Below are 19712 nucleotides of genomic sequence, written 5' to 3'. Positions count from 1 at the left end.
TGGTGACCGGACCTGTCACCATCGGCTCGTAGCGTGCCCGCCATGAGCGAGATCAAGCCCTTCCGCATCGCCGTCCCGCAGGCCGACCTCGACGACCTGAACCAGCGCCTCGACGCCGCCCACTGGCCCGACGAACTGCCCGGCGTCGACTGGCGATACGGCGTACCCCTCGGCTACCTCAAAGAACTCACCCAGTACTGGCGTACCGAATACGACTGGCACGCCCAGGAGAAGCTGCTCAACGACCTGCCGCAGTTCACCACCGAGATCGACGGCCAGCACGTGCACTTCCTCCACGTCCGCTCCCCCGAACCCGACGCACTGCCCCTCGTCCTCACCCACGGCTGGCCCGGCTCCATCGTCGAGTTCCTCGACGTCATCGGCCCGCTCACCAACCCCACGGCACACGGCGGCGACCCCGCCGACGCGTTCCACCTGGTCATCCCGTCACTGCCCGGCTTCGGCTTCTCCGGCCCCACCCGCGACCAAGGCTGGCACACCATGCGCATCGCCCGGGCCTGGGCCGAACTGATGCGCCGCCTCGGCTACGACCGCTACGCAGCACAGGGCGGCGACTTCGGCGCCCTCGTCACACCCGACCTCGGCCGCGTCGACGCCGAGCACGTCGTCGGCCTGCACGTCAACGCCGCGACCGCGGGCTTCATCTCCTTCACCGACGTCGACGAGGACGAACTGACCGAGGTCGAGCGAGCCCGCTGGGCACGCCAGCAGCTGTACATGAACGACGGCAACGCCTACTTCCTGCTCCAGGCCACCCGCCCGCAGACCCTGGCGTACGCGCTCACCGACTCCCCCACCGGCCAGCTCGCGTGGATCATCGAGAAGTTCAAGGAGTGGACCCACCCCGTCGACGCCCTGCCCGACACGGTGATCGACCGGGACCGGCTGCTCACCAACGTGATGCTGTACTGGCTGACCGGCACCGCGGGCTCCTCCGCGCGGATCTACTACGAGAACATGCACTCCGGCGACTGGCCATACCGCACCGACGTCCCCACCGGCGTCGCCGTCTTCGCCGAGGACATCGCGATCCGGAAGTTCGCCGAGCAAGCCAACACGATCACGCACTGGACCGACTTCGACACCGGCGGGCACTTCGCCGCACTCGAGGTGCCGGACCTGCTGGTCACCGACATGCGACAGTTCTTCCGCGGTCTGCGCTGAAAGAAGGGACGACGGGGTGGGCACTCTGAGCCTGAGAGCGATCAACCGGGCCACGCTGGCACGCCAGCACCTGCTCGCCAGATCCGGCATGCCCGCGATCGGCATGATCGAGCACCTGGTCGGCATGCAGGCACAAGCGCCCTTCCCGCCGTACACCGGGCTGTGGACCCGGCTGACCGACTTCCAGCCGGCCGAACTCGCGGACGCGCTCGTCGACAGGCAAGTCGTCCGTATCGCGTTGATGCGCGGCACCGTCCATCTGGTCAGCGCCGCCGACGCGTGCTTCCTGCGGCCACTCATCCAGCCGCTGCTTGACCGCGACCTGCGCACCAACGCCCTGCACGCACGGCACCTGACCGACCTCGACCTGCCCAAACTCGCCGATCTGGCCCGGCAGGCGCTCGCCGGCCAGCCACTCACCGCGAAGGAACTGGGCGCCGCGCTCGCCGAGCCGTGGCCCGACCGCGAACCGGACGCACTCGCCCACGCCGTCCGCGGACTGCTGCCCCTCGTCCAGACCCCGCCACGCGCCGTGTGGGGCCGCAGCGGCCAGACCAAGTACCACACGGCCGAGCACTGGCTGGGCCGCGACCTGGACAAGTCACCCGACCCGAAACGGATGGCGGAACGCTACCTCGCCGCGTTCGGCCCCGCGTCGGTCGCCGACCTGCAGGCATGGGCAGGCCTGACCCGGCTCCGCGAAGTCACCGACACCCTCGACGTGCGCAGGTTCACCGCCGACGACGGCCGGGAACTGCTCGACCTGCCCGACGCGCCCCGCCCCGACGAGGACACCCCGGCACCCGTCCGCTTCCTGCCCGAGTTCGACAACCTCCTGCTCTCATACGTGGACCGCACCCGCGTACTGACCGAGGAACACCGCAAACGACTGTTCGGCGTCAAGAACGGCGTCTTCCCCGGCACGTTGCTCGTCGACGGGTTCGTCCGAGGCGCATGGCGCATCACCAGACAACGCAAGTCAGCCGTACTGACCATCACGCCGTGGGCGCGGACCACCAAGAAGGACCAGGCAGCGCTCATCAAGGAAGGCACGCGCCTGCTCGAGTTCCACGCACCCGGCGCGGACACCAAGGACGTGCTGATCGAGTCCTGAACACAGGACCCTCCCCTCTTTGCCGCTTTTGAGGTTCCCGCGTTCGTCGCGACCCGGCGGAATCGCGAGAAAAATTGGACATCTATATAGTTGATAACTAATTTTTGTTGTCGGAACAGGGGAGTGGTCACCCGAAGCCGGACGCATCGCCATCCCGCGACGCCAGGACTGCCGCGGCGTCACGAGGCCGCTGTCCCGTCAGGTATCGCCGCGGCGCGGCCGGGCCTGGTTGCACCGCGGCGACCGACGATCTCCCCTTCCTTGCTGCCCTGTCCCCCGTTGCGGACTGGACGAGCGCGATCTTGGGCGCTAACATCGGACATCTATATAGGTCTTAGTGGATTCAAGAGGGTGGAGCGCCGATGGAGCTGGACGTGGGTGAGGTCGGACGGCTGATGTTCGGCCGTCCGTGCCGACTGCGGGTGGCGCTGTGGATCCATGACCGCGGCGCGCGGCGCTTCTACCAGTCGGAACCGCCGGACGAGGTGATCCCCCAGAGCGCGGCGGGCACCGAACTACGCCGGTTCGTGCACCTCGGCATGCTCACCGAGCACCGGGAGGCGGGTAGCCGCCGCGTCTACTACGAGACCACCAACAGTCCACTGTGGAACATCGTCGTGGCCGCCGCCCGTGTCATGAGCGCGTCGCGCTGAGTCGACGAGTCAGAACGCGGGCCAGGGAATGGCCCGCCAGTCCGACCCCGGCGTCGGGAACTCGCTCGCCGACAACAGCGCCGACAGCCGTGACCGCAGCGCCCTGACCTCCGCCTTCGTCACGTGCTCCGCGAGCCCGGCCGACAGGTCGTCCAGCCCGGCACGCAGCGTCTCCAGCATGTCGGCCACGTCCTCGGGCAGCCGCTCGCCGACCCAGCCCCACAGCACCGTCCGCAGCTTGTGCTCGGTGTGCAGGCAGATGCCGTGGTCGACGCCGTACACGTTCCCGTCGGTGCCGTGCAGCACGTGCCCGCCCTTGCGGTCCGCGTTGTTCAGCACCACGTCCAACGCGGCCATCAGCCGCACGCTCGGATGGTCCGCGTGTGCGAGCACGGCGGGCTCACCGAACCGGTCGTGCGCACGCAGCACCATCCGCCAGCCGGGCAGCAGGTCCTCCGGCGCGCACACGTCGACCAGGTCGTCGCCCTCCTTGGTGTCCACCCACAGCTGCACCATGCCGGGCCCGAACGGGCCGGAGCGCAGCACTGTCGGCGGGATCAACGTCAGGCCCGCGGCCTGCGACACCAGGTAGGAGCCGACCTCACGGCCGGCGAGGGTGCCGTCCGGGAAGTCCCACAGAGCGCGCTCACCGCTGACCGGCTTGTACACGCAGTGCGCGACCTCGTCCCCACCGGTGATCTCGCAGTAGAGCGTGGCGTTGGAGGCGTCGACCAGGCGCCCCTCGATCTCGATCCGTCCGCGCGTGAGCAGTTCGAGGACACCCGGATCCGACGGCTGCAACTCCCTATTCCGCCTCGTCGTCCTCGGTGCGCCGGTAGCCGTTCTGGCGAGGGCACACGTGCCCGGCCGGATCGAGCGGCTCACCGCACAGCGGGCACGGCTTCCGGCCCGCGTTGATCACTCGGTCGGCGCGCTCGGCGAACGCGCGCGCCTCGACCGGGGTGAGGAACACCCGGACCGCGTCCGGGCCCTCCTCGGTGTCGTCGAGCACGATCGACTCGTCGACCTCGGCCTCGGTGATCGCCAGCAGTTCGATCACGACGGCACTGGTCTCGGAGTCCCACCCGAGACCCATCGTGCCGACGCGGAACTCCTCCTCGACCGGGACATTGAGCGGGTCGGCGTCGACGAACTCGCCCGGCGTCTCGTCCGGCAGGTCCGCGCCGAAGCGGCGGTGAACCTCCTCCAGGAGCGAGCCGATGCGCTCCGCGAGTACCGCCATCTGCTGCTTTTCCAGCGCGACGGACACGGTGCGGGCGCTTTCCGAGGCCTGTAGGTAGAACGTGCGGTCGCCAGGTTGACCGACCGTGCCTGCGACGAACCGATCGGGTTGGCGGAAGACATGAATTACTCGAGCCATGGCACCTCCGACCCTACGGCAAACGCCTCGCTGGAGCAGGCCTGTCCCCACCCCGACACGCGAGTCGACACAACGGTATCGAAGCCTGCCGGACCCACCATCGACCCGATCCCCCGGTTAGTGTCTCCGGCGTGGTGAAGATCGCGCAGTTCGGTAGCTGGGAGTCGCCGCTCACGGCGGAGACGGTGGCCGCGGCAGGTGTCGCTCCCAAATGGGTCGACGTGCATGACGGCATCGTGTGGTGGGCGGAGAGCAGGCCGACGGAGGATGGACGGGTCGCGCTGATGCGCGAGGGGCCGGACGGGACGCCGGTCGAGGTGCTTGCCGCGCCGTGGAATGTGCGCAACCGCGTGCACGAGTACGGCGGGCGGCCCTGGACTGTGCTCGGGAACACCGTGGTGTTCACGGACTGGGGTGATCAACGCGTCTACGCCTACGACTGGGCCGACGGCACGGACGAACCCCGGCCGCTGACGCCGGTGCCCGCACGCAGGCACGGTCTGCGGTACGCCGACCTCTCCCCCGGCCCTGGCAATACCTCCGTACTGTGTGTCCGCGAGACGGTCACCGGGGACCGGCCGACCGACGTGGCACGCGACCTCGTGGAGCTGCCGCTCGACGGCACCGGCCCGCGTTCGCTCGGCGCGAGCCATCACTTCATGTCCGGGCCTCGCCTGTCGCCGGACGGCACGCGGCTCGCGTGGATCGGCTGGGACCACCCGAACATGCCGTGGGACGGCGCAGAACTGTGCGTCGCGGAACCAGGTCAGCCGCATCGCGTCCTGGCAGGCGGGCCGAGGGAAAGCGTCTGTCAGGCCGAATGGGAGTCGGCGGATTCACTGCTCGTGCTCAACGACCCCGACGGCTGGTGGAACCTGTTCCGCGTCGGGCTCGACGGCAGTGCGGTGAACCTCGCGCGCTGTGAGGAAGAACTCGGTGGGCCGCTGTGGGTGCTGGGCTGCCGGTGGTTCGCGCCGCTGGGTGGCGGCAGGCACGCCGTGCTGCGGTCGGACCGGCTCGCCGTGCTCGACGAGCGCAGCGGCACCGTGACCGATGTCGACACCGATCTGACCGCGTGGTCGTCGGATCTGGTGGCCCACAACGGAGTCGTGGTGTCGGCGGCGGGCGGTCAGCAGCGGGAGGCGGCCGTGGTGCGGCTCGATCTCGGCACCGGCGTGGAGACGATCGTGTCCGGGCAGCCGCACGACCTGCCGGACCCGTCGTACCTGCCAACACCGGAGCACCGGGTGTTCACCAGCAAGGACGGGCGGGAGATCCCGGCATTCGTGTACCTGCCGCGAAACCCCGGCTTCGCGGGCCCGGACGGTGCGGCGCCACCGTTGCTGGTCCACGTCCACGGCGGGCCGACGGGCAAGGTCTCCGATGTGCTCAAACGCGACATCGCGTACTTCACCAGCCGCGGCATCGCCGTGGTGGCCGTGAACTACGGTGGTTCGGCGGGTTACGGACGGGAGTTCCGCGAGTCCCTCAACGAGCAGTGGGGCGTGGTCGACGTGCACGACTGCTCGACGGCCGCCCGCACGCTCGCCGAGGAGGGCGTCGTGGACGGTGCCCGGCTCGCCGTGCGTGGCGGCAGTGCGGGCGGGTGGACGGCGGCGGCGTCGATGACCTCGGTGCCGACGTACGCGTGCGCGACGATCATGTTCCCGATCCTCGACCTGACCAACTGGACCAGCGCCGGTGGCGAGACACACGACTTCGAGTCGCGCTACATCGAGGGACTCGTCGGGGTCCTGCCGGAACACGCCGACCGGTATGCGGACCGGTCGCCATGCAACCACGTCGACCGGCTCGCGGGCCCGGTGTTGTTGCTGCAGGGGCTGGAGGACGAGGTGTGCCCGCCCGAGCAGGCGGACCGGTTCGTCGCGAGCCTCGACGGGAGCGGGTTGCCGCACGCGTACCTGACGTTCGAGGGTGAGCAACACGGGTTCCGGCGTGCGTCATCGGTGACCACGGCACTGGAGGCCGAACTGTCGTTCTACGGGCAGGTTTTCGGGTTCACACCGCCCGGGGTGCCGGTGCTGGAGCTGAAGTCGTGACGCGGGTGCGCCCAGGGCGGCTGCTGGCGGGCAGCAGGGTCCGCCTGGTCGCACCTTCCGGTCCGGTCGACGAGGCGCTGCTGGCGCGGGGTGTGTCGATTCTGGAGAGCTGGGGGCTGGTCGTCGAGGTCGGCAAGCACGTCCTCGACCGGCACCCTTCGGTGCCCTATCTGGCGGGCCTCGACGTGCACAGGGCCGCGGACCTGCAGGCGGCGTGGTGCGATCCGACGGTCGACGCGGTCGTGTGCGCGCGTGGTGGCTACGGGACCATGCGGATGGTCGACCTGCTCGACTGGGACGCGATGGCCGAGGCCGGGCCGAAGCTGTTCACCGGGTCCAGCGACATCACGGCGCTGCACCAGGCGATCGGCGCGCAACTGGACGTCGTGACGTTGTTCGCGCCGCTGATCGCGAGCGAGGTGTCGTTCGACATCGGTGCACAGAAGCACTTCCGGCAGACACTGTTCGAGCCGGAGTCGGTGCTGACGTTGTCGGGGCCGGACTCGGTGCCGCTCAACGACGGGATGGCGTCGGGGGTGGTCGTGGGCGGGAACCTGTCGCTGCTGTCGTCCGAGGTCGGGGCGCACGATGCGCACGTGCCGCCGGACGGTGCGCTCATCGTGCTGGAGGACGTCAACGAGGAGCCGTACCAAGTCGACCGTATGATCACGCAGCTGCTGCGGTCGGGGTGGTTCACCGGCGCGACCGGCATCGCGCTGGGTTCGTGGACGGGCTGCGGCGAACCGGACGAGGTCCGGGCCGTGGTGTCGGATCTGCTCGTGGGGCTGGGTTTGCCGGTCGTGTGGGACATGGGCTTCGGGCACTGCGCCGACCAGCTCACGATCCCGCTGGGTGTGCTGGCCACCTTGGACGGCGACCTGTGCACCCTCACGCTGGACGAGCCCGCGCTGAGCTGACCGGTTCAGGCGAGCGCGGCACGCGTGGCCGCATCCGCGCCGCCGACCAGCCATCGCGGAGAATCCGTTTTGCCACGGCCGCCGTTATGCTGTCGCGAATGATGGACAGCACCGCGACTCCGACCAGAACGGTGTGCCACGGCTGCCGGCAGATCACCCAGTACCGCACCGAGGACGGCTCGGTACGCCCGATGGTCCTGCCCGGGTCGGGGGTCGTGGTCGCGGAGAAGACCCCCGGCATCATGGTCGAGCTCCCCTGCCCCATCTGCGAGGAGGACCCGGGCTGGGTGCCGGACTTCATCGCACCCGTCTGACGGCGCCGCTACGCTCGCGCCTGTGCTCCGCGAGGCCGCACCAGCGCGTAGCCCGCCCATGCCGACAACGCAATCGCGGCGAACATCAGCGGCCACTCGTAGAGCAGCTGCTCCCCCGACGCCGAGTACGGCGCCACCATGAACACCGAGACCCCGGCCGCCACCGCGAGCCGGCGCGGCCGCCACGGCAGCGCGGCGCCGAGCGCGAGCGCCCATGTCAGGTACCAGGGCAGCATGGTCGCCGACAGCACCGCGACCAGCAGCAACGCGATCGCCGCGCGCCGCACCGCGTCCGCGCCGCCGTCACGCGCGAGCCACCACTGCCGCACCACCAGCACGACCAGCACCGCAAGGCCGAGGAGCCGGGTCACGGTCACGAACGGGTCCCTCGGCACGTCCGCCACGATGCTGACCAGCCCGTGCAGCAGCTCACCGAGCGCGGTCGGCGGCGACAGCCAGTTCACCAGCCGGGACGACGCGTTCACCATCATCAGCCAGCCGAGGTTCACCCACGCGACCAGCGACACGGCCGCGAACACGGTCACGAAGACCCCGACCGAGCAGGCCGCCGCACGCACGAAGTTCCGCCACCGCGTCGACGGCAGCCGCGCCGCCCACACCCACACCAGGAACGGCAGCGCGATCCCGGCACTCGCCTTCACCGCGACCCCGAGCGTGACCACGGCGATGCCGAGCACGTGCCTGCGGTCCAGCACGAGCAGTGTCCCCGCCGCGAGGAACCCGATCATCAGCAGATCGTTGTGCGGTCCGCCGACCAGGTGCACCACCGTGAGCGGGCCCGCGAGCAGCAGCCACGCGGCGACCGGCAGCCGCCCGCCGAGGTGCCGCACCAGCCCCGGCAGTGCCCACACCAGCAGCGCGAGCCCGGCGACCTCGATCAGCCGGGTGACGAGGATGCCCGCGTACACGTGCGAGCCGACCAGCCACACCGTGCCCTTGACCAGCAGGATGAACAGCGGCCCGTACGGCGCGGGCGTGCCCTGCCAGAACGGGTGGACGTTGTTGAGGATCTCCGAGGAGTGCCCCAGCACGGTCGGCGGCACGGTGAACGGGTCGAGCCCCTCCAGTGCCACCGCGCCCTGCGCGAGGTAGGAGAACACGTCGCGGGTGAACAGTGCCGGGGCGAACAGCATCGGGACCGTCCAGCACGCGGCCGCGAGCAGCACCGACCTGGTCCGTACACGGCCGGCGAGCACGAGCCTGCCGAGCCGGATCCACGCCAACACCAGCAGCCCGTAGCCGACGTAGGTGACCAGCTCGGCCAGCATGTGCCCGTGGCCGTAGTTCACCCAGTCCAGCGGCCCGCCGACGAAGGGGTGCCGCACCGAGCCCGCCGCGGCCGCGAAGCTCGCGACCAGCAGGATGACGCTGCCGACGGTACCGAGGACGATCGTGCCCCTCGGGTGCGCGGGCGCGTCGGGTACGGAGTCGGCCGCCTTCTCGGCCGTGTCAGCGCTCAACGCTCGACTCGCGCGACAGGAACGGCTCGCGAGCGGGGAAGAGGTTCAGCGGGTCACGGCGCAGCAGCGACAGTCCGGCGAGGATGGAGATGCCGGCGGCCAGCGCCATGAACAGCCAGTCGTAGAGCAGGTCGTCACCGGCCGGGGAGTAGGTCAGGACGAGGAACACCGCGAACGTGACCAGCACGGCGAGCTGGCGGCGCTCCCAGCGCAGCGCGGCGGCGAGCACGAGGCCCCACACCAGGTACCAGGGCAGCGTCGCAGGCGACAGGATGGCGAACGCGAACAGAGCGATCGCGGCGCGGCGGATGGCGTCCGGGCCGCCGTCGCGGGCGAGCCACCACTGGCGGACCAGGATCCACAACAGCAGGATGCCGCCGGCCACGCGCATGACGGTGACGAACCAGACCTTCGGCGCCTCGATGAACACACTCACGAGGCCGTGCAGGATCTCACCCGCACCGGTCGGAATGGACAGCCAGTTCACGATCGCGGTCGGCGCGTCGAGCGCGGAGATCCAGCCAAGGTTGACGCCCGACACGATCGTCGCGGCCGCGAAGGTCACGATGAAGATGCCCACCGAGGCGGCACAGGCGCGGGCGAAGTTGCGCCAGCGCGTCGACTCCAGGTGCCCCGCCCAGACCCACACGAGGAACGGCAACGCGACACCCGCGGTGGCCTTCGTCGCGACCGCGAGGGTCACGACGACCATGCCCAGGACGTGTCTGCGGTCGAGCACCATCACCGTGCCGACGGCCAGCAGACCGACCATGAGCACGTCGTTGTGGGGCCCGCCGACCAGGTGCACGACGGTCATCGGGCCCGCGACCGCGAGCCACAGTGCCACCGGGAGCTTGCCGCCGAGGTGCCGCACCAGGCCCGGCATCGCGATGACCATCAGCGCGACACCGACGACGAGGCCGAGCTTCATGAGGATGACACCGGCGATCATGTTGGTGCCCGCGATCGAGATGACGCCCTTGGCCAGCAGGATGAACAGCGGCCCGTACGGGGCAGGGGTGGCCTGCCAGAACGAGTCGACGTTGTCGACCACCGGGTCCACATCGAGGATGCCGGGACCGACCGAGTACGGGTCGTAACCGTGCAGCGGGAGCGTGCCGTACGCGATGTACAGGTAGGCGTCGCGGGAGAACACCGGCGGCGAGAGCAGCATCGGGATCATCCAGCACACCGCGGCGACGAGCACCGGGCGGGCGCCGACCCGGCCGGCGAGCACGTGGCGGCCGAGCAGCACCCACGCCCACACGACCAGCGCGAAGCCGGTGTAGAGGACGAGGGTGGCGAGGATGCGGCCGTGGCCGTAACGGATCCAGGACAGCGGGCCGCGGCCGAGCATCGGGTCCTGCGCGAGAATCGCGCCCGCACCGAGCGCGCTCACGAGGATCAGCAGGCTGCCTATGGTGCCGAGCGCGATGGTGCGCACCGGGAGCGCGGGCGCGCGCCGAACCGGTGCGGGCGCTGGGGTCGCGTCTTCTACGGTGCTCACTGCGGGGGGCACCCCGTGGGCGTCGGTGGTGGTTGACATGGCGGTCTGAGATTACACAGGCGGGTTGGTCCGTTCGTAGGAACGGTGGCGTTTCGCCGACCAGGCGTGCCTGGGACGATACGTCAGGTAGTGATCATCCGATGCGGTCAGCGCCGTCGACGTCTCGGTAGCGGCCGTACGGCTCCGGGATCCGGTAGGTCGGATGAGGTTGGGTGAGCCAGCCGGGTTCCACCACGACGCCGGTCTACGGATCGCCGCCATAGGCCCGAAGCACGTCATCGGCGGCTCGTCCGCTGCTGACGGCGATCGTCCACGCTTCGATGTTCTTCACCCAGGCGTACTTCTGGACTGTCTCGTCGGACGTGTCCATCCAGCACCGACCCTGTTCTTTGGCGACCAGAGCGGCTGCGACCACGACCCGACTCGTTGTCCTGCTCGCCATTGGACGACCCCCAGGGCGCCAACAGAAAGTGGCGTCACCCTGAGTGTCGCGTCCAATACTGATCGTTAGAAGGCTTCTTTACCGGCCTGAGATACTGCTTTCACCCGCTCGCGATGTCGGTTTCCTTCGGACGGGTGGTCGGCAACGCGGCCAGCAGCGACTGCGTGTAGGAGTGCTTCGGGGCGTTCAGCACCTCGTCGACCGGCCCGACCTCGACCAGTTCGCCCTTGTACATCACCGCGACGCGGTCGGCGATGTTCCACGCCAGGCCCAGGTCGTGGGTGATGACCAGCGCGGCAAGGCCGAGGTTGGCCCGCAGCCGCAGCAGGAGCGCGAGGATCTCGCCGCGCACGGACGCGTCGAGGGACGCCACCGGCTCGTCGGCCACCAGCAGCTTCGGCGCCAGCGCGAGGGCGCCGGCGATCACCACGCGTTGCCGCTGACCGCCGGAGAGCTGGTGCGGCAACAACGGCATGAACTCTTCCGGAGGCCGCAGTTCCGCCGCGTCCAGTGCGGCGGCGACGTGCTCGCGTTCGTCGCCGGGCACCTTGTGGATGCGCAGGCCCTCGGCGATGGACTCGTACACCGAGTGGCGCGGGTTGAGCGCGCTCGTCGGGTCCTGCAGCACCAGCTGCACCTGCCGCCGGTAGGCCTTGAGGCCCCGCGACGAGCGCGGCACCGGCTGCCCGTCGTAGGTCACCTGGCCGCTGGTCGGCGCCTGCAGGCCGAGGATCGTGCGGGCCAGGGTGGTCTTGCCGGAGCCGGACTGGCCGACCAGCGCGACGATCTCACCGCGCCGCACCGACAGGTCGACGCCGGCCACCGCGTGGGTCACGCCCCTCGTGCGGAACGTGACGTGCAGGTCGGTGGTGCGCAGCAGCTCGTCGCCGGGTTCCGGTACCGCGTCCGGGATCGTGGTGGTCGTGGCGGGCGCGTACCGCGACACCGGGTCGCCCACGGTCGGGAACGCGGCGGCCAGGGTCCTGGTGTGGATGTGCTGGGGGTCGGCGATGACGGCCACGGACTCGCCCTCCTCGACCAGCTCGCCCTGGTACATCACGGCGAGCCGCTTGCACGTCGAGGCCAGCACGGCGAGGTCGTGGCTGATCATGACCAGCCCGATGTCCTTCCTCGCCACCAGGTCCGACATCAACGCGAGGACCTGGGCCTGGACGATCACGTCGAGCGCGGTGGTCGGCTCGTCCGCGATCACCAAGCGTGGCTCGCACGCCAGCGCCATGGCGATCATGACCCGTTGCTTCTGCCCGCCGGACAGCTCGTGCGGGTAGGAGTCGCCCTTCTCGGTCGGCAGCTCCACCTGCGTGAGCAGTTCGTTGACCCGCTTGCGGAGCGCAGAGGCCGACCACTCGGTCTCACTGTGCAACTCGATCGGCTCGGCGATCTGCTCGCGGACCCGGCGGACCGGGTTCAGCGCGTGCATCGCGCCCTGGAACACGATCGCGGCCGAGGTCCACCGCACGGTACGCAGACGGCCCCACTTCATCGTGTTGATGTCCTCGCCGTCCAGGAGGATCTCGCCGCTGATGTCGGCGCTGACCGGCAGCAGCCGCAGCACCGACATGGCGAGGGTGGACTTCCCGCAGCCGGACTCCCCCGCCAGCCCGAGCGTCTCGCCGGCGTCGAGGGTGAGGTTGACCCCGCGCACCGCCTCCACGCCCCGGTTCCGGTACCGGACCGACAGGTCCCGCAGTTCGAGCAGCGGCACGTCAGCCCTCCCGCAGTCGTGGGTTGAGGACGGCCTCGAGGGCTCGCCCGCACATGGTGAACGCCAGCACGACGATGCCGATCGCGATGCCGGGTGGTAGCAGGTACCACCACGCCTCCGCGATGATCGCCGAGTCGAGCCACGCCGAGCGCAGCATCGAGCCCCAGGAGGGCCGCATCGGGTCCGGGTCGCCGAGCCCGAGGAACGACAGCGTCGACTCGGCCACGATCGCGGAGCCGACCGCGAGGGTCGTGTTCACGAACACCAGCGGCATCACCGCGGGCAGCACGTGCTTGGAGATCACGTGGAGGTGCCCGCCGCCGAGGGCTTGCGAGCGTTCGATGTAGGGCCGCGCCTCGATCGTGAGCGTCTGCGCCCTGACCAGCCGGGCCGCGGAGGGCCACGACGTCAGCCCGATCGCCAGGATGATCGTGCCGATGCCGCGTTCCAGCACCGTCGACAGGGCGATCGCCAGCACCAGGGACGGCAGCACCAGGAAGAAGTCGGTGATCCGCATGAGACCGGCGTTCACCCAGCGGCCGTAGTGTGCGGCCAGGATGCCGATGATCGTGCCGATCGCGACCGACAGCAGCGTCGCGACGAACCCGACGGTCAGCGAGATCCGGGCACTCCACAGCGTCAGCAGCAGCACCGAGCGGCCGGGGCGGTCCGTGCCGAGCGGGAACTCCCAGCTCGGCGACTCCATCCGGCCACCGGTGGCCTTGGTGACGTCGAGTCCCTCGCGATCGGTGAGGACCGGCGCGAGGAGCGCGAGCAGCACGATGACCACGAGCAGCCCGAGCCCGACCAGACCGGAGCGCTGCTTGGCGAACTCCCGCCACCCGGCGGCGAACGCGGCACCGCGCCTGCGCCAGGCCAGTGCGCGTGGGGACGGCGCGGTCATGAGGCACGCACCCGAGGGTCGAGCACGCGGTACAGCAGGTCCGCGAGCACGTTCATGAAGATCACCGCACCTGCCAGCACCAGGAAGGTGCCCTGCAGCAGCGGCAGGTCACCGACCCGTAACGCGTCGTAGGTCAGCCGGCCGAGGCCGGGCCAGGAGAACACGGTCTCGACGCTGATGGCACCCGCGATCACGAACCCGAGGTGCAGGAACACCAGCGTGACCGTGGGCAGCAGCGCGTTCGGCACGGCGTGCTTGCGCCGCACCTCGTCGTCCCGCAGGCCCTTCGCGCGGGCCGTGGTGAGGTAGTCAGCGCCCATCTCCTCGATCAGCGACGACCGCATCACCAGCTGGTACTGCGCGTAGGTGACCGCGACCATGGTGACCGTCGGCAGCACCAGGTGGTGGGCGATGTCGAGTGCCTGGGAGAAGAAGTCCGGCGGAGTGTCGGAGTAGACGATGCCCGCGGTGGGGAACAGCCCGGACGTGGCCGCGAGCAGCAGCATGCCCAGCCAGAACGTCGGCGTCGACCACAGCGCCAGTGCGACACCGGTGGATAGCCGGTCGAACCTGCTCCCCCGCCGCCACCCCGACCGGGTGCCCATCCACAACCCGAGTGCCACCGAGATCAGGGTGGACACCCCGACCAGCAGCACCGTCGGCCAGAACCGCTCCCCGATCTTCTCCAGCACCGGCACGCGGTAGACGTAGGAGTCGCCGAGGTCGCCGTGGAGCAGGTCACCGACATAGTTGATGAACTGCTGCCACAGCGGCAGGTCCAGCCCGTAGTCGCGCCTGAGGTTCGCGATCATCTCCGGCGTCGCGGGCCGGCCGCGGACCATCGTCTGGACCACGTCGCCGGGCAGGGCGCGGAAGAGCAGGAAGCCCAGCACGATCACGAGGGCGAAGCTGAGCAGGCCGCCGCCGATCTTCGTCAGCACGTAGCGGAGGGCTCCGCCACCACGGGTGGGTGGCGGAGCCTCTGCCAGTGCCTCCTCAGTCGGGGTGAGGATGTCCGACACAGTTGTCCTTAACAATTGTCGCTTCGCACGCTGCGCGCCGAAGCTACCTACTATTCGCGGTCGTCGGCGGTCTTGCGGCGACCGCGGGCGACCAGCAGACCGACCACGAGCACCACGACGATCACACCGCCGACGATGCCGAGGATCAGCCCCGTGTTACTGCTGTCCTCACCCGCCGCATCCGTGGTGTCCTCGCCGGACGCGGTGCCCTGGCTGCCGTCGTACACCGGCACCGGACCCTCGCCCTTCGGCGTCGCGCCGAGGAGGCCCCAGTAGCTCTGCTGGAACATGATCACGCCGCTGCCGGTCGGCTGCTGCGGGAAACCCTCGAACTTGTCCTTCCGGAAAGCCTCGAGAGCGTTGTCGTAGCCGAAGATCACCAGCGTCGCCTGGTCGTACAGCAGCGCCTGCATCTCCTTGACGATGTCGATCCGCTTGTTCCGGTCGAACTCCGACAGCTGCTTGGCGTACAGGTCGTCGTATTCCTCGTTGCACAGGAACGAGTCCGGCGTGGCACCCGTCCCGTCGGCGTTCGGCCGGCTGGCACACGTCTGCAGCGACAGCACGTAGTCCGGGTCGGGGTTGGCGCTCCACCCGGAGATCGCCAGGTCGTACTCGCCGCGCGTGGTTTCCTCGTTGACCTGGTTGTCCGATTTCGGCTGGATGGTGACCTCGATGCCGATTTCCTTCAGCCAGCCCTTGATGAACGGGCCCGCGTTCTCGTCGACGTCCCGTTCGGCGTGCGAGAGCAGCCGGAGAACCAGCGGCTTGCCCTGCTTGTCGAGCCGGATGCCGTCGGAGCCCTTCTTGTAACCCGCGTCGTCGAGCGCCTTGCTCGCCGCGCCGAGGTCGAACTTCCGCACCTGGTCACCGGTCGGCTCCCACGCGAAGTCCTTGAACATCGGCGGGATGTAGCCCGCCGCCTCGGTGGCGTAGCCGCCCCACACCTTTTCCACGAGCGTCTTGGAGTCGATCGCCCTGGCGATCGCCTGCCGCAACTTGACGTCCTTCAGCGCGGGGTTGCCGTTGCCGATCGCGGTGCCGTCGCTGGTGGCGGCGCCCGGGTTGATCAGCAACTCGTTGAACCGGCGGTTCTGCGCGTTGTTGAGCGCGATGTCCGGCTCGCTCTGCAACGCGTCGAACTGGGTCGGCGTGAGCGGGTTGATCAGGTCCACCTCGCCGCTCTGCAGCGCGGACACCGCGGCGTCGGAGTTGCTGTAGTAGATGAAGTGGATCTCGTCGACCTTGGGAGCCCCGCGCCAGTAGTTCTTGTTGGCCTTCATCTTGGTGAACTGGGCTTCTTTGAACTCCGTGATGTAGTACGGCCCGTTGCCGACCATCGGGAGCTCGGGCGTGGCGCTGATGTCGGACACCTTCGACCACACGTGCTCAGGCACGATCGGGATGTCGAGGGCGTCCATCGTCGCCTGCGGGACCTTGGTCTTGATCTTCAGCGTCCAGTCGTCGGTCGCCGTGACCGACTCCCACTGCTGGACGTAGCTGCCGTTCGCGGTCCTGGCAACCTCGTCGTCCAGCATCTTCTGGAACGTCCAGGCCGCGTCCTTCGCGGTGACCGGCTTACCGTCCGACCACTTCATGTCCTTGCGGATGTGATAGGTCCAGGTCAGCTTGTCCTCCGAGGTCTCCCACTTCTCGGCGAGAGCGCCCTCGGGTGTCATCGAGCCCTGGCTGTAGGTGGTCAGGAACTCGAACTGGTACCGCAGGATGCTGGTGCCCATCAGGGTGATGGACATGAACGGGTTGAGCGTGTCAACCTCCCGGCTGACCCCGATCCGGAGTAGCTTTCCGTCCTGACCGCTCGCCGCCTCGGCTGCTCGCGCACTGGCCGGAGTCGCACCGACCGGCGCCGCGAACGGCACCGTGACCAGGGCAGACGCCGCTAGGGTGACACCGAGCGCCAGTAGCCTCGATCTCACGATGATCACCTCTTCCTCATAAGTTGAGAGGAAGTAACCACCTATGGGGGCTTGAAGTCAATCTGTGTCAGCAACGGGTGCCAAGACGTAACGTGTCGGTTGTGCGGATCATGATTTCAGCCGACATGGAAGGCGCCAGCGGCGTCACATGGACGGCGGATGTGCAGGTCGGGTCGGAACAGTGGCAACGTTTCCGGCCGATGTTCACCAGTGACGTAAATGCCTGTATTGCCGGATTGTACGCGGGTGGCGCCACGGATGTCCTGGTCAACGAGGCGCATTCCAGCCAGCGCAACGTGCTGCTGGAGGACCTCGACACACGGGCGAGGATGCTCACCGGCAAACACAAACCGCTGTCGATGATGCAGGGCATCGACACGGGCGTGGACGGCGTGGTGTTCCTCGGATACCACACCGGCGCCGGTGTGGAGGGCGTGCTGTCTCACACCTACCTCCCCAACCAGATCACCGGCGTGTGGCTCGACGGGGTCCACGCGAGCGAGGGCAGGCTCAACTCGGCACTCGCTGCCGAGCACGGCGTGCCGGTGCTCCTGGTCACCGGGGATAACCTGACCTGTGAGGACGCGAACGACTACGTGCCGGACGCGCGCACGGTCGCGGTGAAGGAGTGCGTGAGCCGGTACGCGGCGATCTGCACGCCACCCACGGTGACCGCGGCCGCGATCGAGGAGGAGTCCAGGGCCGCCATGGCCCTGGCTGGACGTTTCGACGGATCGATCAACGGGCACCGTATCGAGGTCGAGTTCGACGCCGCTCACCTGGCCGCGGCCACCGCCGTGATCCCGACGGTGGAGCAGCTCGACGTGCGGCGCGTCGGGTTCGACGCCGCCTCGATGACCGATGCGATGAAGGCGTTCAAAATCGTCACCGCGATCGCCAGCGGTGCCGTGGAGGGAAGCTATGGGTGAGGAAGCGGTCGAGGAGCTGTGCGCGGAGTTGATCAGGTTCGACACCACGAACCTCGGCGGGGGCAAGTCGCTGCTCGGTGAGCGCGCGATCGCCGAGTTCGTGGCAGAGCGCCTGACCGACGTCGGCCTCACCCCCACGCTCCTGGAGCGGGACCCGACACGCACGAACGTCGTGGTCCGGGTCCCCGGCACCGACCCGGCGCTGGCGCCGCTGCTGGTCCACGCGCACCTGGACGTGGTGCCCGCGGACGCCTCCGAGTGGTCCGTGCCCCCGTTCGCTGGCGAGATCCGCGACGGGTTCGTGTGGGGCCGGGGCGCGGTCGACATGAAGGACATGTGTGCGGCGCTGCTCACAGTGCTCTCCCGGTGGTCGGCGGCGGGCATCCGGCCGCGGCGCGACATCGTGCTTGCGTTCGTGGCCGACGAGGAGGACACCGGCGAGTGGGGCGCGCACTGGCTCGTCGAGAAGCACCGCGACCTGTTCGAGGGGTGCGCGGCGGCCATCGGCGAGTCCGGCGGCTACACGGTCCGGGCCACCCACGCCGACGGCAGGGAGGTCCGCCTGTACCCGGTGGCGACCGCCGAGCGCGGCACGGCCCACATGCGGCTGACCGCGACCGGCCGGGCAGGCCACGGTTCGCGCCGCAACGACGACAACGCGGTGATCGCCATGGTCCACGCGCTGTCGCGGCTGGCCGCCCACCGGTGGCCGACACACCTGACCCCCGCGGTGCGGGCGTTCCTCGAGCGGGCGTCGCCCGCGCTGGGCATCGAGGTCGACTGGGACGACATGGACGAGACGCTCCGCAGGCTCGGGCCTGCCGCGAAGGTCATCGAGAACACCGTGCGCAACAGCACCACCCCGACGGTGCTGTCTGCGGGATACAAGGTGAACGTCATCCCGGGCGTCGCGTCGGCGCTGGTGGACACGCGTGTCCTGCCGGGCACCGAGGACCACCTGCTGGCGGAGCTCGACCGGATCATCGGGCCGGGCATCCAGCGCGAGTTCGTCCAGCGCCAGCACGGTGTCCAGGCTCCGATCGACACCCCGTGGTTCGACGCGATGGCCGACGCCCTGCGCGCGTTCGACTCCGACGGTGTGGTGGTCCCGTTCTGCATGGGCGGCGGCACCGACGCGAAGGCGTTCGCCAGCCTCGGCATCGACTGCTTCGGGTTCGCGCCGCTGTTCATCCCGGAGGGCCACGACCACAAGCTGATGGCCCACGGCGTGGACGAGCGGGTGCCGGTGGAGGGCTTACGGTTCGGGGTGAACGTGCTGGACCGGTTCCTGTCCACGGTATGAGCGGTAGTGGTACCGGGAGGTCTCGGTGAACCCGGCCTTCCGGTAGAGCGAGGACGCGGCCGTGTTCTCCGCGCGCACGTGCAGCCAGGCCCGCGTGACCCCACGCGCCCGCCCGGCACGCAGCAGCCCGGAGAGCACGGCCGCCCCATGCCCCCGGCGGCGGGCGTCGGGGCGAACGGCCATGCAGTACACGCCACCCCACTCACCGACCAGGGCCAACCGCCCGACAGCGGCCACCCCGTCGGCGTCCAGAACGGTCGCGTACAGGGCGGGCCCACCACACAGAATCTTCGCGGCGATGTCCAGAGCGGACTGGTCGCCGCGACCGTCCACCTGCCACCACAGGTCCAGCCACTCGTCCGAGGGCAGCTCGGCCATCTCAACGTCGGCGGGCGGCATCTCACCGACGTTCGCCGTCAGGATCGCGGTGGGTGACCCGAACTCGTACCCGCGGTCGGCGAGCACCCCGTCGAGCCCGTCCGGCTGGGCGGAGGGCCCGAGCTGGAACACGACGGGCAACCCGCGCGCGGCGTAGAGCCGCTCGACACGACGCAGCGCTGCCTCGAGATCGGCGGGCGCCCGGCGCGGGATCACCGAGTTGGCCCGCTGGGTCACGCCACCGGAGAACCGGGCCACCCACCCGTCGACGTCGACCTCGTCGAGAGCGGGCCACCCGGCACGCATCAGATCGTCCAGCACTTCCCCAGAGTAACGATCATCATCTCGCCGGAAAACTGGTCAATTGTGTGACAAAAGATTTCCACGGACGTGCGCGCGTCGGAATTTCACGGACAGGTGGGCTACCCTCCGCGGCACTCACGAGGAATGGAGACAATC

At 69.4% G+C, this 19712-nt stretch carries 18 protein-coding genes; 8 read left to right on the top strand and 10 right to left on the bottom strand.

Annotation, left to right across the window (positions count from 1 at the left end):
• Nucleotides 1-42: 42 nt before the first annotated feature.
• The 3 genes from WBA97_RS31405 to WBA97_RS31395 all read left to right on the top strand — a co-directional run bounded on the left by WBA97_RS31405 (nt 43) and on the right by WBA97_RS31395 (nt 2952).
• Entirely contained in the window at nt 43-1185 is a 1143-nt protein-coding gene (locus WBA97_RS31405; RefSeq protein WP_424234586.1) for an epoxide hydrolase family protein, read from the top strand.
• Between the two features lie 16 nt (nt 1186-1201).
• Nucleotides 1202-2299: a winged helix DNA-binding domain-containing protein gene (locus tag WBA97_RS31400; protein ID WP_424234585.1), complete on the top strand. Its 1098-nt coding sequence runs from the start codon at nt 1202-1204 to the stop codon at nt 2297-2299.
• Nucleotides 2300-2661: 362 nt separating this feature from the next.
• The gene (locus WBA97_RS31395; protein ID WP_424234584.1) at nt 2662-2952 is read left to right on the top strand and encodes a hypothetical protein; all 291 of its coding nucleotides are present in this window, start codon (nt 2662-2664) and stop codon (nt 2950-2952) included.
• Nucleotides 2953-2961: 9 nt separating this feature from the next.
• Here WBA97_RS31395 and WBA97_RS31390 read toward each other — a convergent pair whose 3' ends face one another.
• Nucleotides 2962-3753, bottom strand: coding sequence for an SCO1664 family protein (locus WBA97_RS31390; RefSeq protein WP_424234583.1), 792 nt, complete (start codon nt 3751-3753; stop codon nt 2962-2964).
• A gap of 4 nt (nt 3754-3757) precedes the next feature.
• Entirely contained in the window at nt 3758-4333 is a 576-nt protein-coding gene (locus WBA97_RS31385) for a DUF3090 domain-containing protein (RefSeq protein ID WP_424234582.1), read from the bottom strand.
• Nucleotides 4334-4464: 131 nt separating this feature from the next.
• Between WBA97_RS31385 and WBA97_RS31380 the strand changes: the two genes are divergently transcribed.
• The 3 genes from WBA97_RS31380 (at nt 4465) to WBA97_RS31370 (ending at nt 7624) form a co-directional block, all read left to right on the top strand.
• Nucleotides 4465-6393 carry a prolyl oligopeptidase family serine peptidase gene (locus WBA97_RS31380; RefSeq protein ID WP_424234581.1) on the top strand — a complete coding sequence of 643 codons (1929 nt, stop codon included), beginning with the start codon at nt 4465-4467 and terminating at the stop codon, nt 6391-6393.
• Nucleotides 6390-7310, top strand: a complete 921-nt coding sequence (locus tag WBA97_RS31375) for a S66 peptidase family protein (protein ID WP_424234580.1) — start codon at nt 6390-6392, stop codon at nt 7308-7310. The genes WBA97_RS31380 and WBA97_RS31375 overlap by 4 nt, the downstream gene beginning before the upstream one ends.
• A gap of 98 nt (nt 7311-7408) precedes the next feature.
• Nucleotides 7409-7624, top strand: coding sequence for a hypothetical protein (locus tag WBA97_RS31370; protein ID WP_424234579.1), 216 nt, complete (start codon nt 7409-7411; stop codon nt 7622-7624).
• 8 nt (nt 7625-7632) lie between these two features.
• Here the strand turns inward: WBA97_RS31370 and mptB (WBA97_RS31365) are convergent, their stop codons facing one another.
• From mptB (WBA97_RS31365) to WBA97_RS31335, 7 genes are all read right to left on the bottom strand, one after another.
• Nucleotides 7633-9105 (bottom strand): polyprenol phosphomannose-dependent alpha 1,6 mannosyltransferase MptB, encoded by a 1473-nt coding sequence (gene mptB, locus WBA97_RS31365; protein WP_424234578.1) that lies wholly within the window; start codon nt 9103-9105, stop codon nt 7633-7635.
• Nucleotides 9095-10651 carry a polyprenol phosphomannose-dependent alpha 1,6 mannosyltransferase MptB gene (mptB, locus tag WBA97_RS31360; protein WP_424234577.1) on the bottom strand — a complete coding sequence of 519 codons (1557 nt, stop codon included), beginning with the start codon at nt 10649-10651 and terminating at the stop codon, nt 9095-9097. The genes mptB (WBA97_RS31365) and mptB (WBA97_RS31360) overlap by 11 nt, the downstream gene beginning before the upstream one ends.
• Nucleotides 10652-10856: 205 nt before the next feature.
• A complete protein-coding gene (locus tag WBA97_RS31355; RefSeq protein WP_424234576.1) occupies nt 10857-10982 on the bottom strand; it encodes a hypothetical protein in 126 nt (41 codons plus the stop codon).
• 172 nt (nt 10983-11154) lie between these two features.
• Nucleotides 11155-12780: a dipeptide ABC transporter ATP-binding protein gene (locus WBA97_RS31350; protein ID WP_424234575.1), complete on the bottom strand. Its 1626-nt coding sequence runs from the start codon at nt 12778-12780 to the stop codon at nt 11155-11157.
• 1 nt (nt 12781) lies between these two features.
• Nucleotides 12782-13684 carry an ABC transporter permease gene (locus WBA97_RS31345; protein WP_424234574.1) on the bottom strand — a complete coding sequence of 301 codons (903 nt, stop codon included), beginning with the start codon at nt 13682-13684 and terminating at the stop codon, nt 12782-12784.
• Nucleotides 13681-14706, bottom strand: coding sequence for an ABC transporter permease (locus tag WBA97_RS31340; RefSeq protein WP_424234573.1), 1026 nt, complete (start codon nt 14704-14706; stop codon nt 13681-13683). Before WBA97_RS31340 ends, WBA97_RS31345 begins: the two co-directional genes overlap by 4 nt.
• Before the next feature lie 50 nt (nt 14707-14756).
• On the bottom strand, nt 14757-16643 hold the full coding sequence (locus WBA97_RS31335) for an ABC transporter substrate-binding protein (RefSeq protein WP_424234572.1): 1887 nt from the start codon (nt 16641-16643) through the stop codon (nt 14757-14759).
• 110 nt (nt 16644-16753) lie between these two features.
• On the opposite strand from WBA97_RS31335, the gene WBA97_RS31330 reads away from it, so the two are divergent.
• Nucleotides 16754-17572 (top strand): M55 family metallopeptidase, encoded by an 819-nt coding sequence (locus WBA97_RS31330; RefSeq protein ID WP_424234571.1) that lies wholly within the window; start codon nt 16754-16756, stop codon nt 17570-17572.
• A complete protein-coding gene (locus WBA97_RS31325) occupies nt 17565-18875 on the top strand; it encodes a M20/M25/M40 family metallo-hydrolase (protein ID WP_424234570.1) in 1311 nt (436 codons plus the stop codon). Before WBA97_RS31330 ends, WBA97_RS31325 begins: the two co-directional genes overlap by 8 nt.
• On the opposite strand, the gene WBA97_RS31320 is transcribed toward WBA97_RS31325, so the two are convergent.
• Nucleotides 18828-19574, bottom strand: coding sequence for a GNAT family N-acetyltransferase (locus tag WBA97_RS31320; RefSeq protein WP_424234569.1), 747 nt, complete (start codon nt 19572-19574; stop codon nt 18828-18830). The two genes, WBA97_RS31325 and WBA97_RS31320, sit on opposite strands and share 48 nt — an antisense overlap.
• Nucleotides 19575-19712: the final 138 nt, after the last annotated feature.

Source organism: Actinophytocola sp. (assembly GCF_049647105.1).
In the GTDB taxonomy this organism is placed as follows: domain Bacteria; phylum Actinomycetota; class Actinomycetes; order Mycobacteriales; family Pseudonocardiaceae; genus Actinophytocola.
This window is presented reverse-complemented; position numbering and strand designations above follow the sequence as displayed.

Coding starts and splice junctions, on each gene's coding strand:
- WBA97_RS31405 (WP_424234586.1), top strand. CDS start 43: ATGAGCGAGATCAAGCCCTTCCGCATCGCCGTCCCGCAGGCCGACCTC.
- WBA97_RS31395 (WP_424234584.1), top strand. CDS start 2,662: ATGGAGCTGGACGTGGGTGAGGTCGGACGGCTGATGTTCGGCCGTCCG.
- WBA97_RS31385 (WP_424234582.1), bottom strand. CDS start 4,333: ATGGCTCGAGTAATTCATGTCTTCCGCCAACCCGATCGGTTCGTCGCA.
- WBA97_RS31370 (WP_424234579.1), top strand. CDS start 7,409: ATGATGGACAGCACCGCGACTCCGACCAGAACGGTGTGCCACGGCTGC.
- mptB (WP_424234577.1), bottom strand. CDS start 10,651: ATGTCAACCACCACCGACGCCCACGGGGTGCCCCCCGCAGTGAGCACC.
- WBA97_RS31355 (WP_424234576.1), bottom strand. CDS start 10,982: ATGGACACGTCCGACGAGACAGTCCAGAAGTACGCCTGGGTGAAGAAC.
- WBA97_RS31345 (WP_424234574.1), bottom strand. CDS start 13,684: ATGACCGCGCCGTCCCCACGCGCACTGGCCTGGCGCAGGCGCGGTGCC.
- WBA97_RS31330 (WP_424234571.1), top strand. CDS start 16,754: ATGATTTCAGCCGACATGGAAGGCGCCAGCGGCGTCACATGGACGGCG.
- WBA97_RS31325 (WP_424234570.1), top strand. CDS start 17,565: ATGGGTGAGGAAGCGGTCGAGGAGCTGTGCGCGGAGTTGATCAGGTTC.